Source organism: Alteromonas sp. ABH4_452, assembly GCF_056311825.1.
The window spans coordinates 3,379,575-3,394,594 of the sequence record NZ_CM149973.1; the positions used below are offsets into that span (position 1 = coordinate 3,379,575).

General features: G+C 42.8%; 14 protein-coding genes and 7 tRNA genes. 8 read left to right on the forward strand and 13 right to left on the reverse strand.

The window, feature by feature from the left end; all coding sequences use genetic code 11:
• Positions 1-109 precede the first annotated feature (109 nt).
• Positions 110-1,150 (reverse strand): AI-2E family transporter, encoded by a 1,041-nt coding sequence (locus ACYX4N_RS14465; RefSeq protein ID WP_474807750.1) that lies wholly within the window; start codon positions 1,148-1,150, stop codon positions 110-112.
• Positions 1,151-1,223: 73 nt separating this feature from the next.
• Between ACYX4N_RS14465 and folX the strand changes: the two genes are divergently transcribed.
• Positions 1,224-1,592, forward strand: a complete 369-nt coding sequence (folX, locus tag ACYX4N_RS14470) for a dihydroneopterin triphosphate 2'-epimerase (RefSeq protein ID WP_118489729.1) — start codon at positions 1,224-1,226, stop codon at positions 1,590-1,592.
• 22 nt (positions 1,593-1,614) lie between these two features.
• Positions 1,615-2,511, forward strand: coding sequence for a TIGR01777 family oxidoreductase (locus tag ACYX4N_RS14475; RefSeq protein ID WP_476054521.1), 897 nt, complete (start codon positions 1,615-1,617; stop codon positions 2,509-2,511).
• Between the two features lie 124 nt (positions 2,512-2,635).
• On the opposite strand, the gene ACYX4N_RS14480 is transcribed toward ACYX4N_RS14475, so the two are convergent.
• Entirely contained in the window at positions 2,636-5,158 is a 2,523-nt protein-coding gene (locus tag ACYX4N_RS14480) for an ABC transporter permease (protein WP_476054522.1), read from the reverse strand.
• Positions 5,159-5,857, reverse strand: coding sequence for an ABC transporter ATP-binding protein (locus tag ACYX4N_RS14485; protein ID WP_474807758.1), 699 nt, complete (start codon positions 5,855-5,857; stop codon positions 5,159-5,161).
• A gap of 16 nt (positions 5,858-5,873) precedes the next feature.
• Between ACYX4N_RS14485 and ACYX4N_RS14490 the strand changes: the two genes are divergently transcribed.
• The 3 genes from ACYX4N_RS14490 (at position 5,874) to ACYX4N_RS14500 (ending at position 8,004) form a co-directional block, all read left to right on the forward strand.
• On the forward strand, positions 5,874-6,530 hold the full coding sequence (locus ACYX4N_RS14490; RefSeq protein ID WP_476054523.1) for an arylesterase: 657 nt from the start codon (positions 5,874-5,876) through the stop codon (positions 6,528-6,530).
• 46 nt (positions 6,531-6,576) lie between these two features.
• Entirely contained in the window at positions 6,577-6,759 is a 183-nt protein-coding gene (locus ACYX4N_RS14495) for a hypothetical protein (protein ID WP_476054524.1), read from the forward strand.
• Positions 6,760-7,029: 270 nt separating this feature from the next.
• Entirely contained in the window at positions 7,030-8,004 is a 975-nt protein-coding gene (locus tag ACYX4N_RS14500; protein WP_474807763.1) for a transposase, read from the forward strand.
• Positions 8,005-8,030: 26 nt separating this feature from the next.
• Here ACYX4N_RS14500 and dusC read toward each other — a convergent pair whose 3' ends face one another.
• The 10 genes from dusC to gltX form a co-directional block, all read right to left on the reverse strand.
• On the reverse strand, positions 8,031-8,969 hold the full coding sequence (gene dusC, locus ACYX4N_RS14505; RefSeq protein ID WP_476054525.1) for a tRNA dihydrouridine(16) synthase DusC: 939 nt from the start codon (positions 8,967-8,969) through the stop codon (positions 8,031-8,033).
• Positions 8,970-9,277: 308 nt separating this feature from the next.
• Positions 9,278-9,451 carry a DUF1289 domain-containing protein gene (locus ACYX4N_RS14510; protein WP_474830753.1) on the reverse strand — a complete coding sequence of 58 codons (174 nt, stop codon included), beginning with the start codon at positions 9,449-9,451 and terminating at the stop codon, positions 9,278-9,280.
• Entirely contained in the window at positions 9,448-9,669 is a 222-nt protein-coding gene (locus tag ACYX4N_RS14515; protein ID WP_476054526.1) for a hypothetical protein, read from the reverse strand. Before ACYX4N_RS14515 ends, ACYX4N_RS14510 begins: the two co-directional genes overlap by 4 nt.
• Positions 9,670-9,728: 59 nt before the next feature.
• Positions 9,729-10,634: a M14 family metallopeptidase gene (locus ACYX4N_RS14520; protein ID WP_476054527.1), complete on the reverse strand. Its 906-nt coding sequence runs from the start codon at positions 10,632-10,634 to the stop codon at positions 9,729-9,731.
• Positions 10,635-11,048: 414 nt separating this feature from the next.
• Positions 11,049-11,124, reverse strand: a tRNA-Glu gene (locus ACYX4N_RS14525).
• A 151-nt stretch (positions 11,125-11,275) separates the two neighbouring features.
• Positions 11,276-11,351 (reverse strand) — tRNA-Glu (locus ACYX4N_RS14530).
• Between the two features lie 157 nt (positions 11,352-11,508).
• Positions 11,509-11,584, reverse strand: a tRNA-Glu gene (locus ACYX4N_RS14535).
• Positions 11,585-11,741: 157 nt separating this feature from the next.
• Positions 11,742-11,817: transfer RNA gene (locus ACYX4N_RS14540), tRNA-Glu, on the reverse strand.
• A 91-nt stretch (positions 11,818-11,908) separates the two neighbouring features.
• A tRNA-Ala gene (locus ACYX4N_RS14545) sits at positions 11,909-11,984 on the reverse strand.
• A gap of 85 nt (positions 11,985-12,069) precedes the next feature.
• A complete protein-coding gene (gene gltX, locus ACYX4N_RS14550; protein ID WP_474807771.1) occupies positions 12,070-13,479 on the reverse strand; it encodes a glutamate--tRNA ligase in 1,410 nt (469 codons plus the stop codon).
• A gap of 389 nt (positions 13,480-13,868) precedes the next feature.
• Between gltX and ACYX4N_RS14555 the strand changes: the two genes are divergently transcribed.
• The 3 genes from ACYX4N_RS14555 to ACYX4N_RS14565 all read left to right on the forward strand — a co-directional run bounded on the left by ACYX4N_RS14555 (position 13,869) and on the right by ACYX4N_RS14565 (position 15,019).
• Positions 13,869-14,372 carry a hypothetical protein gene (locus tag ACYX4N_RS14555; protein WP_476054528.1) on the forward strand — a complete coding sequence of 168 codons (504 nt, stop codon included), beginning with the start codon at positions 13,869-13,871 and terminating at the stop codon, positions 14,370-14,372.
• A 459-nt stretch (positions 14,373-14,831) separates the two neighbouring features.
• Positions 14,832-14,907, forward strand: a tRNA-Val gene (locus ACYX4N_RS14560).
• A 36-nt stretch (positions 14,908-14,943) separates the two neighbouring features.
• Positions 14,944-15,019: transfer RNA gene (locus ACYX4N_RS14565), tRNA-Val, on the forward strand.
• Position 15,020 lies beyond the last annotated feature (1 nt).

The window sequence follows — 15,020 nt, forward strand, 5'->3', positions numbered from 1 at the left end:
GTAACGGACAGTCACTTTCTTTAAAAAAGTGTCTGTCCTCTAAAGTACTTTGCACAAGTCCAAGCGAGTGTCTGTCCACTATCTATTGATGCACTATATCAACCCTGTTTTATGAAGTAGATTTTTCACCTTCACTTGATAACAACACCGCAAGCCACTTACTTTCTTCGCGAGATTCAAGCGCTATTTTTACTACCATGGTTAACGGTACCGATAGTAGCATTCCAACGGTGCCCAGTAACCAACCCCAAAATATCAATGATAGGAATACCACAAGTGTAGAGAGTCCCATGCCCTTACCCATCAATCTAGGCTCGACCATATTTCCCATGATGGTATTTACAAGCACAAAACCGAGGGCAGCGAAGCCTGCTGAGGCGGGGCCAAGTTGAACAAATGCGATTAATACTGCTGGCACTGCCGCAATAATAGAACCTATGTTTGGTATAAAATTGAGCATGAAGGCCAAGACGGCCCATAACATGAAATGGTCTACCCCGAGCACGTAAAGCCAAACGCCGATTATCAAGCCTGTACCCAAACTAACCACAGTTTTTATCGCTAAATAGCTATTTACAGAACGTATAAATTTATCGATGTGCTTAAGCTTCATGCCAGGATCTGCAAGTGCAATATGGAAACGGCGAGGGATACTATCTGCCTCAAAAAGCATGAAAATAACAGTCAAAAGTATTAGGAATAAGTTAGAAAGCACGCCGCCCATTCCGCTTATAAAATTTGTAGCCACAGACATAGCCGTTGCTGGGTCAAGGTGAGAAGCAATCAGTTCTCTATTTATGTGAATGTTGAACTCAGCCAACTTTGACACAACCCAAGCGAATTCTGTATCAAGCTTACTTCTGTATTCTGGCAAGTTTTCTCTAAATTCGGTCATAGACTGGCCAACTAAGCCAGCTAAAAGAAAACCAAAAACAACGATAAGTAGTATAACAAATGTGATTGAGAGCCATTTAGGCACGCCGAATTTAGAGGTCCAGCGTATAATTGGACTACACGCGATTGCTATAAAAATAGAGAGAAAAAACGGTACCATGATTGTGCTGGCGGCTTTAATTCCGGCCATCACTACCACTAAACACGCTAAAACGATAAGAATCTTTGCTGTTGGCGAGCGTAGTTCCATTGACATTGTGTGCTACATTCCTAACTGAAACGACAATACTTTACAACGACTTATAGACAACTACAAACAAGAGACTTCAATGAACTTTAATCTTGCCACTATTAAAATTAAAAACTTAAGACTACGCACATACATTGGCATCAATGAAGATGAGATAAAAAACAAGCAGGACGTTGTTGTTAACGTGAAAATTGATTATGACGCTGAAAAGGCGACAAACACTGACGATATGAGTGACGCGTTAAACTATAAAACGATTACCAAAGCAATTATTAAACTCGTCGAAGACAACCGTTTCTCCCTTTTAGAAAAGCTTACCGCAGATGTGTTAAGTATTGCGTCGGAACATTCTTCGGTACGTTACGCGGAGGTTGAAGTTGATAAACCACACGCTCTTAGATTTTCTGATTCCGTGTCGTTGACGCTGTCTTGTAATAAGTCGGGATAGGTCATACCTCAAGGAGTTAATTGTGAACATTCTTTTGACCGGTGGAACAGGGCTGATAGGAAGCGAATTCATTCGTCAATATTCAGATAAGCACTCATTCACTGTGATTTCTCGCGATATTGAAAAGGCAAAGGATAAATTAGGTAATCGCGTTGATATTGTAGAAAGCATCGCTTCGATAAAAAACTTCGAGAACTTCTATGCTGTTATTAATTTAGCCGGTGAACCTATCGCCGACAAACGCTGGACAGACACTCAAAAGAAAAGGATTTGCGACAGCCGTTGGGAGATTACTGCTGAATTAGTATCTAAAATAAACAGCTGTGAAACACCACCATCAGTTTTCCTATCTGGTTCTGCAATTGGTTACTACGGCAGCCAAGGTGACAGGCTTGTTACCGAAGATACCTCTCCTCACCATGAGTTCACCCATGATTTATGCGCAAAATGGGAAGCTATTGCTCAAGGCGTAGATCAAACGAAAACTCGTGTGGTTACGCTTCGTACTGGCGTGGTGCTTACTGCGAAAGGCGGAGCGCTTGGAAAAATGGCACTACCGTTCAAATTAGGGGCCGGAGGAACACTAGGTAGCGGAACTCAGTACTTGGCTTGGATCCACTTACGGGACATGGTTCGTGCTATCTGCTTTTTGTTAGAAGATTGCGCTTGTACCGGTGAGTTTAATTTAACTGCTCCGGAACCTGTTACGAACCAGGTGTTTTCTAAAACCCTTGCGAAAATTCTGGGTCGCCCTTGCCTCTTCAACGTACCTAGCTTCGTTATGAAAATAGCAATGGGCGAGTCATCAAAGATGATATTAGAAGGACAGCGGGTCATTCCTAAAAAGCTCACTACCGCCGGCTTCAAATTTGAGCACCCTTCTATTGACGAGGCGTTGAACGAGATCTACAGCGACTGATTTTATAGTCGATAGTTCTTGGGGATTGTGGACAGACACTCAATTTAAAAAGAGAGTGTTTGCCCACTCGCCTTACTTTTCACCTTTACTTAATAAAGTGCCTGTCCGAACCATAAATGTAGACTCAAACCATATTCCTTAGCATCTGACCAGTATTAAGTGTAAGCAGTCGATAGCAACCAAACGCACCTAATATGCCCACAACAATAGCGCCTACGCTTGGTGCTATAGCCCAGTACTCAGGATGCAAACTCGCTTCCATTTGAAAAACTGTGGTTTGCAGTAAGTACAGACTTAATTCGTTGGCCATTGCAGCCATAAAGCCTGCGACTATACCAATGATAACAAACTCAAAAATTACGCTTTTCCTTATTAAACCACCCTTAGCACCAAGCGTGCGAAGTATGGCTATTTCCTGTTTACGTTCATCCATACTCGCCTGTACCTGAGCAATCAATACTAGACTTCCCGCCATCAAAACCAGTACCAAAATGAACTCAACGGCAATAGAAACCTGGTCCACAATCTCTCGAAGCTGGTTTATTCGAGCGTCAACATCAAACATTGTGATCGACGCAAACGGCTTTAACAGGTTCGTTAACTCAGCCTTCCTATCAGTGGGCAGATAAAAACTAGTGATATACGTTGGGCTGAACGCGGCCATCGCATCGGGGTGAATAACGAAAAAGAAATTGGGCTGCATGGTCTGCCAGTTAACGGTACGAATACTCGTTACTTTCGTTTCAACAATTTCGCTTCCCACATTAAAAGTAAGCCTATCTCCCATTTCAATATTTAATCTTTCAGCAACACCTTCTTCAACAGAAACGGGGAACCATCCTTCGCTGTATTGTGTCTCCACATTTCCATGCCAATTCCCTTCAATAATCTCGTTTTCTTTTTGTAACGAATTACTCCACGTCAGGTTCGCTTCTCTACCTAGGCCTCTTCGGCCTTCTCGATTTGGCTCATCTTCTTTAGAGACTTCAGTGTTTACTCCTTCCCCGTTTACCGAAACGAATCGCCCTCGGATAACAGGATAAAACTCTTCGATACTTATGCTATTATCAGCGAAGTGTCTGTCCAACTCTGGCTGTATGTCCGGAGTAATATTTATTAAGAAGTAGTTTGGTGTACCTTCGGGTAGTTGCGAACGCCATTGCGAAACCATGTCATTTCGCATTACAAGCACTACTAGAAGCAGCATTATCGTGACTGAGAAGCTAATTAGCTGCACACTGTTGTCCATCGCACGGCGCTTGATACGAGCCCATGCCAACTGCCACGCCCCCATTCTGCCACTGCCCAGCTTGCGACCTACTGCAATTAAGATATACGTAGCACCAAGTAATCCGAGCACCAACGCAGCGCCGGAAACGAAAAGAATAGCGCTAATTTTTAAATCGCGGCTATACATCCACATCAATAAAAATATCGCACCACCTGATGCCACGAACTGAATGCTTCTGGAACGTAAATTCGCTGATATGTCCTTTCTTAATACGCGAAGCGGGGGAACTGAAAATAGCTGCAAAAGCGGATATAAGGAAAAGAGCAATGCACACGTAGCGCCTGTAGCAACGGCAATTAAAAGTGGTCGCCAATGCCACACGTCAAGAGATACATCCACTCTGTCCGCTACAAGTGAAACCACCACTTGCTGACCGATAAAACCAATAACAAGGCCGATAAATATACCAAGCCCAGTAATGAATAAAATTTGGAATAAATAGACTTTTCGGATAGTGCTGCTTGTTGCACCCAAGGTCTTCATTATTGCTACGGGATCAAAGTGACGTTGAGCATAACGCTGAGCAGCAACGGCAATGGAAACGGCCGCTAATACTATTGCTAACAAACTCGCTAACAGAAAATAGCGCTCAGCACTTGCGACAGAGCGCCCTATCGCTGACTCGTCATCTTCGACTGTCCGCCACGAGTGTAAGTCGTCATTTAATTGGGGCAATAACCAAGTATTGAAGTTTTCTATATCACCCGCATCACCGGCAAAAAAGCCCACATAACGAGCGCGACTCCCTGGCCCGGTTATCGCAGTTTTTTCCAAGTCGTTTAAGTTAATTAGCGCAATAGGGTCAGTATTAAACACGCTAAAGCCAGCATCGGGAATATCTACCAACACATGGGTAACGGTAAAAGTGCCATCGCCAATTTCGATATTATCGCCAATAGAAAGCCTTAAACCCTGAAAAAGTCGAGACTGTACCCAAGCTTCACCTGGCTGAGGCAATTCTGAAGTAGCGCGCTTTTCACCGAAAGGCTGATCGGTAATATTGACTGTCCCTTTCAGCGGATAAGCGTTGTTCACCGCTCGTAAATCGACAAGCGACATCTCATCGCCTTTAAATACCATTGAGCGTGTCGCCACTTGCTTTGCTGTCGCGAGCCCTTCTTCTTGTGCCCTAGCTAACCAATCTTCGTTTATAGGGTCGTCTGAGCGAAGCTGTGCATCTGCTGCAATAAACGCAGCAGAGCGAGACTTAAGCGCACCTTGCAAGCGCTCACTAAAAAGCGACAGCGACAACACGGCTGCTACAGATAACACAATAGCCAGCAATATAATGGTAAGTTCGCCGCGCCTAGCCTCATGCTTGAAAAGCCGCCAACCTAAATTAAAAGACGTCGACATCTACACTGCCTCTCTATTGTCTACTGTGTTCGCGCCGGTTGTTTCAACAAGCTCTCCCGCATTCATGGTGAGTTGCCTATCACAATGTTCTGCAAGCTCATTATCGTGGGTAACAAGGACGAGAGTCGTGCCTTTTTCTCTGTTCATTTTAAAAAGAAGTGCTTCTATTTTTTCACTATTTTTAGCGTCTAGGTTACCGGTAGGCTCATCGGCGAAAAGTATTTTAGGTGAAGTGATAAAGGCACGCGCTATGGCAACACGCTGCTGCTCGCCTCCCGATAACTGGTTAGGGAAGTGATGCGCGCGATGCTTTAAACCAACCTGTTCAAGAATATCAAGAGCAAGCGTTTTTGGGTTATCAAGGCCTGCAATTTCTGCGGGCAACATAACGTTTTCAAGCGCTGTTAAGCTTTGAACTAACATAAAGCTTTGAAAGATAAAGCCCACTTTATTTCCTCTTAAAATAGCGCGCTCTTCTTCGTTCATGCTATGAAGTGCTTCGTTATCTAGAAGAATTTCTCCTTCTGTAACTTGATCGAGCCCTGCCAATAACCCCAAAAGGGTTGACTTACCTGAACCGGACGCGCCAATAATGGCAACGGACTCACCAGACTTGACTTCAAAAGAAATAGGACGAAGGATCTGGAGTGAACCTTCACTCGTATCCACTACTTTGGTTACAGCATTAGCTTTTATCATAAGAGGTCATCAATTCGTGTTTGTTAAATTTCGTTATTTGTTCGCTTTTTTACTTATTCTTTTAATACCGTTTCAAGCGCTATCAGATCAAGCGGAGCAGAGCGACACTAGCGAAAATGCGGTTTTACTAATCTTAGGAGATAGTCTATCCGCGGCTTATGGATTACAGCAACATCAGGGATGGGTCAGTTTGTTACAAAAGATGTGGCAAGACGACAACATTCCGATTGATATTGTAAATGCTGCGGTAAGCGGAGAGACCACTGACGGTGGTTTAGCGCGATTTCCCCGTTTATTAGAGCAACACAACCCTACCCATGTATTGATTGAACTGGGCGGTAATGACGGCCTTCAGGGGCATAATATCGGTAAGATTAGGGATAATTTAGATTCGCTGGTAAGTGTTGCAAAGGATAGTAATGCCGTAGTATTTCTACAAGAAATGCAAATTCCTTCTAATTACGGCAAACGCTACACGCAAATGTTTACTCAAAACTTCAATAAAGTAGCGGAAGCTCAGGATGTTCAAAAGATTCCCTTTTTTCTTGCAGACATAGCGCTAAATAAAAGCTTAATGCAAACCGATGGCATTCACCCAAATGCCGAGGCACAACCGTTGATCGCTAATTTTATGGACAGACACTTAAGAAGTTTAATTCTTAATGCTCAATAAATGTGCTATCTTTAAACGATAATTTGCTCCAACATGAGGTTTGTTTATGGATGTTTCATCTGTTAATTCGACGCCCGTTTCTACTATCTTAGAATCGCCTCAGCGACCTGCTCAGCAAGCGGAGTCACGTAGTGTGCAAGAAAGTCGCGAGACTCAGCCCCAGAGTACACAACAGACATCGAGCACTAATGATGGACGAGTGGGTTCAAGAGTAGATGTTTTTGTATAGCTCTCCTAAAAAATCTTATAACGAAGACTTATAAAGGACAGACGCTTGCTAGCCAAAGAGTGTCTGTCCTTTTTCTCACGCACTATTAAATTTAAGTGTCTGTCCATGACCATCCTCCTCAACTAATGCATAACTTCCGTTCGAAAAAATAATCCAGGAAGTCCTTTTTGGAGTCAGCTAATCGCTAACATCAACAAAACTGTTCCAAAGACCACTTAAATTTAACGCTATAAATCTCATAATACTTACAAATAACTATGGGATACGGATATGCCTTTACCTCGTTACAAACAAATTAACACCGATGTCACGCCTTACTACCATTGTATTTCTCGCTGCGTAAGGCAGTCTTATTTGTGTGGTCGTGATTCACGTACGGGCATAAACTACGAACATAGAAGAAAATGGATTCAAGATAGGCTTCACAAGCTATCACAAGCTTTTGCCATTGATTTATGCGCTTACGCTGTAATGCACAACCATATTCATGTTGTACTCCATATCGCTAAGGGTAGAGCTGATGGCTGGACTATGGATGAAGTATTGCTTAGGTGGAGAATGTTTTACAAATGCCCTCCCCTAGTACAGCGATACCTAGAAAATTTTGATTCAGTTACAACAGAAGAGCGAGAAGAATTGAAGTCGCTATCTGTCATATATCGAGAGCGACTTCAAAGCATAAGCTGGTTTATGCGCATGTTAAATGAATACATAGCGCGCAAAGCTAATAAAGAAGATGAATGTAAAGGCTATTTCTGGGAAAGAAGGTTTAGATCTCAAGCAATATTAGATGAAAAAGCGCTAGCAAGTGTAATGGCGTATGTTGATTTGAACCCCATTAGGGCGAAAATAGCGAAGACACTCAGCAACTCCCATTACACCAGTATTCAATACCGCTTAAATGCTAAGCGCTCGAACAAAATACCTAAGTTTTTGATGCCCTTTAATGACAGTGAGAAAAAGCTAGCTGAGAGTTTGCCTTTTGCTTTTACAGATTACTTGCAGCTTATTACTGATACGTTGAACGTAGAGCGGAATAGCAACGCCTGCAGAGTTCCTAAGCTTCCAAATAAATTGCTCAATAAACTTGGGATGACAAAAGAAAACTGGCAATTAGTGACCAGTAACTTCGAAGCCCTCTTTACCGGCCCTGTTGGCTGCCCAGAAATGATGGAGAATTTTGCTAAGTGTTGTCAAAGAGCATGTCGCCCCAATGTTTCTAATGCTCAGAAATATTTATCTTGAGTCGGTAAAGTAACGAAATTATTTGACTAAATATCCGCTTGACGAGCAAGGACGTCGACGATGTCTTGAGAGTTCGTGAGACGTCTTATGTCATTAAATAGAACTTCAGCTTCAGGGTATTGTCTTTTCAGATAGCCGCACCATTGCTTAATTCGGTTGGGGTAATATTTGCCCTTGTCCCCAAAAATTTCGTAGCCAGAGTACTGTATCAACAACGCTGCCAGTTCAGACCATGGCATAGGTGCTACGCCCTTTTTAATACTCAGCGCCAAATTGGGCATTGCCAATGCACCTCGTCCTATCATTAGATTAGTACACTCTGATTGACTTTGACAGCGCTTAGCGTCGTCAGCGTTCCAAATTTCACCATTTGCTACAATGGGGATATCAGTGTGCTGCTTAATTTTCGCTATCCACTTCCAGTAAGCCGGTGGCTTATAGCCTTCTGTTTTTGTTCTTGCATGAACAACAAGCTCAGAGGCTCCTGCTTCAGTAATTGCAATAGCATTATCAATAGCTAAAGACTTATCCTCAAAGCCCAGCCTGATTTTGGCTGAAACCGGGATATCAGCAGGAACGGCCTCCCTAACCGCTTTCACAATATCGTAAAGGGTTTGCGTCTCCTTCAACAATACTGCCCCGCCCTTACTTTTGTTGACCGTCTTAGCAGGGCAACCGAAGTTCAGATCAACACCTGGGGACCCCAGTTCTATTGCAGTTTGTGCATTCTCTGCGAGCCATTGTGGATGTTGCCCTAGCAATTGAACTCTTACTGGTACGCCTGAGGGCGTTTTGCCACCGTTGTGTAGCTCCGGGCAAAGTCTATAAAACGTTTTCTTCGGCAGTTTTTGGTCAACAACCCTTACGAACTCAGTAACACACTGGTCGAAGCCACCAACACGAGTGAGCATATCTCTCATTAAGTGATCGACAACGCCCTCCATAGGGGCAAGCATTACTTTCATTATAAACGTCTCGTGTTACTAGAACATAAAATTGGCGCGGGAGTGTAGCAAAAAGCGTTAATTTCAGCCAGGATTTGGTGCTCAGTTTATCAACTTTGTGACTGTCCGTTTTATTGGACTAAGAACACTGTTGAATGGATTGTGCTATTGATGAGTAAGTGTCTATCTACGAAACTATCTAAGTCGTGGGGATTTTCGGCTAAAGTGCTAAGTTAAAGCTTGAGTGTCTGTCCACTAAAAAAAAGGGCTGTTATAAAGCGGTTTCTTATTTGAATTACAACATCAACTTATAGTTTTTCATTATCATACTATTGGGAAGTAGTATCCTTCCTTATGCTCTCTAGACGAGCTATAACGGCCAGCTTTTGGTTATCGGTGTATGTCCGCCATTTTACGATTTCATCAATAGTACGTTTGCATCCAACGCATATTTCATCTTCATTCAATTTACACAAGGCGATACACGGTGATGTTGAGTTCATAAAGCGTTTGTTTTATCTAAACCTTCATTTTTACTTTGTGCATGCGAAGCAGCAATAGCCGCCATTGTGTTTTCCGACAGTTCTTTATTTGACCATAAACAGACATGGCAACCAAAACGCGATTCAAGATATGAAGCAAACTCAGTGTCTGTCCTACATTCATATCGCACTAAATTTTGTTTTTTACCGTCGTAAATAACCGCAGAATAAGTAAACACAAAAAGCCTCCTTTGAAAGAGGCTTAAATATACATCTGGACGTCTAAACGTTCAAGCGTCTATTTCGAGTAATCGAGTGCTGCGCAGATGGCAGCTACCTGAGCGTCGTTACAGTTTTCAGGTGTCGCGTTATCACTATCGGGATATACTTCCGTTGTTGTAACGTATTTGGCATCTGTCATACCGCCACATAGAAACAAAGCCTTTTTGTAATAGCAGATAACACCTTCACTCACTACATCTGCTCCAATAATCTTGCCGCTATCGTCTGCAGGAGCGATATGCGTCACTCTCTTCACCGCATCGATTACAGCTTTTTGAAACTCTATTTGTGGATTTGGCGTGTTTGCGACCGTATAGAAACCGTCAGGTATATTCCAATTTTCGTGGGTTACGCCATCCCGTGCGGCCAGCGCCGGTCTGAATTCAGTGTTATCTGTATCGGTAGTTTCGTGTAAATCGATATGAAGCGTTAGCGACAACGCTAGATCAGACACTAACTGCATAAGCTGAGCGGATTCTGGTGCCGGAGAGTCGCTGTAAAACGAGCGATTTGGATCTAGCGCCATTGGATTCCATCGATTTATCGTCTCGTAACCCCAAGGGCTTACACATGGAACAACTACAATGTTTATTTGCTCTGCGTACTGAGACAGCTTTGTGTTAATAAACTGAAGTGCGCCCTGCACGCCACTCGTTTCATAACCGTGAACTCCACCCGTAACAAGCGCTGTAGGCTTTTTAGTATCAAAGTTATTTGGAACTACTGCATATAATGGGTAGCGTTCAGAATCGTATGGGAGAGAACCATACTGCTTTAGTTCAAAGCCTTCAGGAATAATATTGAAAAGTTTGTCGAGTACTTCTTCTTGGTAACTTCTTTTCACAGTCTGTTGAGATTTCCACTGCGATTTCTCTTTCTCGCTCCATGGCTCACCCGGAGTCCCAATTGGATAATTCTGCATATAACACCTCTTTTGTATTTAAGAGATCATAACAGCTCAGCAAGCTTACGTATCTACTCTACAAGAGATTAATCGACAACTGTGACATAAGATCTTTACACTTCGTATCCTAAAAAACTAGTTGCTCAAGGATATGTTGGCTTTGCTTTGCAAAGGATTAGTTCACCCTAGAGTAAGCATGAAAGGTTGAGTTAGTAATACTTGGATAGTCATTTATTAAGGACGAAAATGTAAGTGACTGTCCGCTGGCAATTGAAAGCGGTTGATTGTTAAGGAAGTATAAAAGTGACTGTCCATTGGCAATTCACTAGCAATTAAAAACGGCTGGTGGTTTAGGAAGTATAGAAGTGTCTGTCCACAAAGTTTCTGGAGACAAAAACAAAAAAACCAGCCGGATGGCTGGTTTTTTCGATATGGCGTCCCCTAGGGGATTCGAACCCCTGTTACCGCCGTGAAAGGGCGGTGTCCTAGGCCTCTAGACGAAGGGGACTGAAACTTTGCTAGTGAAGATACATTTCACTAAATTTCTGTAAGCTCAAGAATGCAATAAACAATCTTACTCCTACCGAAACTTTCAGTCAGAAGTTGAATTATCAACTCCAGCCTATTTCACAGTTTTAATCGACCGTGACGCGATAAAATGGCGTCCCCTAGGGGATTCGAACCCCTGTTACCGCCGTGAAAGGGCGGTGTCCTAGGCCTCTAGACGAAGGGGACTGAAAATCTTCTTTCGAAAGCTCTGCTTTCGAGATTTTCAGTAAGGCGAAGTGAGCCAGCGAACTGAGCGACCTTTCCTTACCGAAACTTTCAGTCAGAAGTTGAATTAACAACTCCAGCCTATTTCACAGTTTTAATCGACTGTGACGCGATAAAATGGCGTCCCCTAGGGGATTCGAACCCCTGTTACCGCCGTGAAAGGGCGGTGTCCTAGGCCTCTAGACGAAGGGGACTGAAAATCTTCTTTCGAAAGCTCTGCTTTCGAGATTTTCAGTAAGGCGAAGTGAGCCAGCGAACTGAGCTACCTTTCCTTACCGAAACTTTCAGTCAGAAGTTGAATTAACAACTCCAGCCTATTTCACAGTTTTAATCGACTGTGACGCGATAAAATGGCGTCCCCTAGGGGATTCGAACCCCTGTTACCGCCGTGAAAGGGCGGTGTCCTAGGCCTCTAGACGAAGGGGACTGAATTCTTTTTCGAAGCTAAAGCTTTGAAATTTCAGTCCGAAGTTGTTTTAACAACTTCAGCCTATATCAAACCACAACTCAATGTGACTTGGTGGAGCCAGGCGGGATCGAACCGCCGACCTCCTGCATGCCATGCAGGCGCTCTCCCAGCTGAGCTATGGCCCCATCATGGTACCAGTCATTTTGTGTGACTGTTCCGTGACAGCGGGGCGCATTCTAGGCATCCCCCTCTGTCATGTCAACGCTTTTTTTATGAATTTTCTCTGTTTGCTATAAAAGTAAGCGCTTTGTCGATTCTCTCGCCAATTTTCTCTTTTGAGATAAGATTCAACGTGATATCTAGAGACGGTGAATTACCGCCACCTGTCACAGCTACACGCAGCGGCATGCCTACTTTACCCATACCTACTTCCAGTTCTTCAGCCGTGCTATTAATAGCAGCTTGAATATTTTCTGGGTTCCACTCTTCAATTGCCATTAATTTATCTTTAGCAAGCTCTAATGGACCTCGAGCGACTGGGCGAAGATGTTTTTTCGCTGCGTTCGCATCGAAATCTTCGTAGTCTTGGTAAAAGTAAGTGGAAATCTCTGCTAACTCTTTAAGCGTTTTAACTCTATCCGCTTGAATAGCAATAATAGATTCAAGCGCTGGACCTGTTGTTAAATCAACATTTAGCTGTTCGAAATGCCATTTAGCATGTGAGGCAACCTCACTTGCTGGCAACGTCTTTATGTAATGCTGATTTAACCAGATTAGTTTTTCTGTATTAAATGCCGACGCAGACTGCCCTATGGCATCCAAACTAAATTTCTCAATCATCTCGTCGACAGAGAAAACTTCTTGGTCGCCGTGAGACCAGCCCAACCTAACAAGATAGTTAAGCACCGCTTGTGGTAGGAAGCCGTCATCACGATACTGCATTACACTTACCGCACCATGTCGCTTTGATAACTTTTTGCCGTCATCACCCAAGATCATAGAAACGTGAGCGTACTCTGGAACTGGCGCATTAAGGGCTTCAAGTATATTGATTTGGCGTGGCGTGTTGTTTATATGGTCTTCACCACGCACTACATGGGTAATCCCCATGTCCCAATCATCTACAACTACACAGAAGTTATAGGTAGGCGTGCCATCAGTGCGCTGAATAATGAGATCGTCTAGCTCTGTATTGCTAATCTCAATTTTTCCGCGAACATGATCGTTAATAACAACTTTGCCTTCTAAAGGGTTTTTGAAGCGAATAACAAACGGTTCACCTTCAGGGTGGTCCGTTCTGTCTCTCCATGTGCCAGGATAACGAGGCTTTTCACCGCGCTCTTTTTGCGCCTCACGAATTGCATCTAGCTCTTCAGAGCTCATAAAGCATTTATACGCTTTACCTTCATCCAAAAGCTGCTGGATAAGTTCTTTATATCTATCAAAACGCTCAGTTTGATAGATAGGGCCTGTGTCCCAAGTTAAACCTAACCATTGCATACCGTCTAAAATAGCCTGCTTAGCTTCTTCAGTTGAACGCTCGATATCTGTATCTTCAATACGAAGAACAAACTCACCGCCTTTGCTTTTCGCAAGAAGCCAAGAATAAAGCGCAGTTCGTGCGCCACCAACGTGAAGATAGCCTGTTGGGCTGGGTGCAAATCGTGTAACAACCGACATGGTCACTCTCTATTGTTAATAGTATTTCTAAAGATGGGCGCATTCTACCAGTCTACGCGCTACTTCAAAAGTAAGTTGAGAATAGAACAATGTAAAAGAGGAGAAGAAAGTGGACAGTCACTTACCTTCAAGCTTATTCCTTCTATATCCATTCTTGCTGCAATGGACACACACTTAGATAAATCTATAATCAACTTTTCGAGTAACTGTAGGGTAAACACTTTCTTCAATAAGAAAGTGGCTGCCCAAAAAGAGCAATCTCTTTTATAAAAGCACTCAATTAGGTTGGTTTAAGTGTCTGTCCCCTTTCCTCTCCAATTTTGTTAGTTGAGTAGAGTTTGTAACAGCTGTTTTAGTTTTCAAAGAATGGTTTAAAAACCCTCACAATATTGCGGTTCTTTGGTCAAGGACAAAATATAAAGAAACTTATTTTATTAGTTGTTTTATGGATAGTTTTTATTTTTCTTTTACTTCCTCCCCGCGACTTAGAGGAAAAGTACATTAATGAGTTTTATGACAACACTTTAGTATTTGAAAAAATCGAAGATATTGTTTGCCAAGATGTTGAGAAAATCCCAACATTAAGAGCTACACCGGGTGACCTGGAAAACGGTGGATTGGCTCGCTTACTGAATAAAATGAATATAATTCAAATAGTCGTGAAACCGGAAAATCAGATTTGTACAATTACTTTGGTTAGAGATGTCTTAGGCTTTGCTGGTAGCGGCTATAGCTATAAATACAGACATAATGTTCGCCACCCCATAATCTATGATAAGACAATTCATGGCGTGAAAAAGAACGCTATAAAATCATTAAAGTCTAGAGATGATATAGTAACGTATGATATCCACTTATCAAATAACTGGTATTTAACCTACACTGAGTCATAAGAGTAAGAATGACATCTGAATGTGGTAATTACTGCACGCTTACGTAACAGTAGGGGTAAACACTTTCCTCAATAAGAAAGTGACTGTCCAAAAAGAGCTGTCTCTTTTACACAAGCACTCTATTAGGTTGGTTTAAGTGTCTGTCCATTAAAACATCGCACTTCCGCGTTCACTTCTTTTGGTCGAGCTGAATAAGTGTCTGTCCACTAAAATCTGAAGAGGAAGCAAGTGTCTGTCCACTTCTTACCAGTTCGAAGAAACGCACCGTGCAGTTTTTGGATATAAAAAAATTCAAAACGACATTAAAAAACGCTGTTCTTTTCATCATTTTAGTTAAGATACAGTCAGAGTGGCTAAATTTCGGGCACACAGTCATTTTTCTTTAATTTTATTGTTGACACTAACGGAACCGACTCTATAATACCGCCCCACTTGCTTAGGCAAGGTTTTACAAAATATGGACGCTTAGCTCAGTTGGGAGAGCATCGCCCTTACAAGGCGAGGGTCACTGGTTCAAGCCCAGTAGCGTCCACCACTTCTTCACAGTGGCTAAATAGTGAAATCAAAATATGGACGCTTAGCTCAGTTGGGAGAGCATCGCCCTTACAAGGCGAGGGTCACTGGTTCAAGCCCAGTAGCGTCCACCAC

What these genes read in the sequence shown, in the direction of transcription:
- ACYX4N_RS14485 (WP_474807758.1), bottom strand. Translation starts at nt 5,857, where the DNA reads ATGATAAAAGCTAATGCTGTAACCAAAGTAGTGGATACGAGTGAAGGT.
- ACYX4N_RS14500 (WP_474807763.1), top strand. Translation starts at nt 7,030, where the DNA reads ATGCCTTTACCTCGTTACAAACAAATTAACACCGATGTCACGCCTTAC.
- gltX (WP_474807771.1), bottom strand. Translation starts at nt 13,479, where the DNA reads ATGTCGGTTGTTACACGATTTGCACCCAGCCCAACAGGCTATCTTCAC.
- ACYX4N_RS14510 (WP_474830753.1), bottom strand. Translation starts at nt 9,451, where the DNA reads ATGAACTCAACATCACCGTGTATCGCCTTGTGTAAATTGAATGAAGAT.
- ACYX4N_RS14465 (WP_474807750.1), bottom strand. Translation starts at nt 1,150, where the DNA reads ATGTCAATGGAACTACGCTCGCCAACAGCAAAGATTCTTATCGTTTTA.
- folX (WP_118489729.1), top strand. Translation starts at nt 1,224, where the DNA reads ATGAACTTTAATCTTGCCACTATTAAAATTAAAAACTTAAGACTACGC.
- ACYX4N_RS14495 (WP_476054524.1), top strand. Translation starts at nt 6,577, where the DNA reads ATGGATGTTTCATCTGTTAATTCGACGCCCGTTTCTACTATCTTAGAA.
- ACYX4N_RS14480 (WP_476054522.1), bottom strand. Translation starts at nt 5,158, where the DNA reads ATGTCGACGTCTTTTAATTTAGGTTGGCGGCTTTTCAAGCATGAGGCT.
- ACYX4N_RS14520 (WP_476054527.1), bottom strand. Translation starts at nt 10,634, where the DNA reads ATGCAGAATTATCCAATTGGGACTCCGGGTGAGCCATGGAGCGAGAAA.
- dusC (WP_476054525.1), bottom strand. Translation starts at nt 8,969, where the DNA reads ATGAAAGTAATGCTTGCCCCTATGGAGGGCGTTGTCGATCACTTAATG.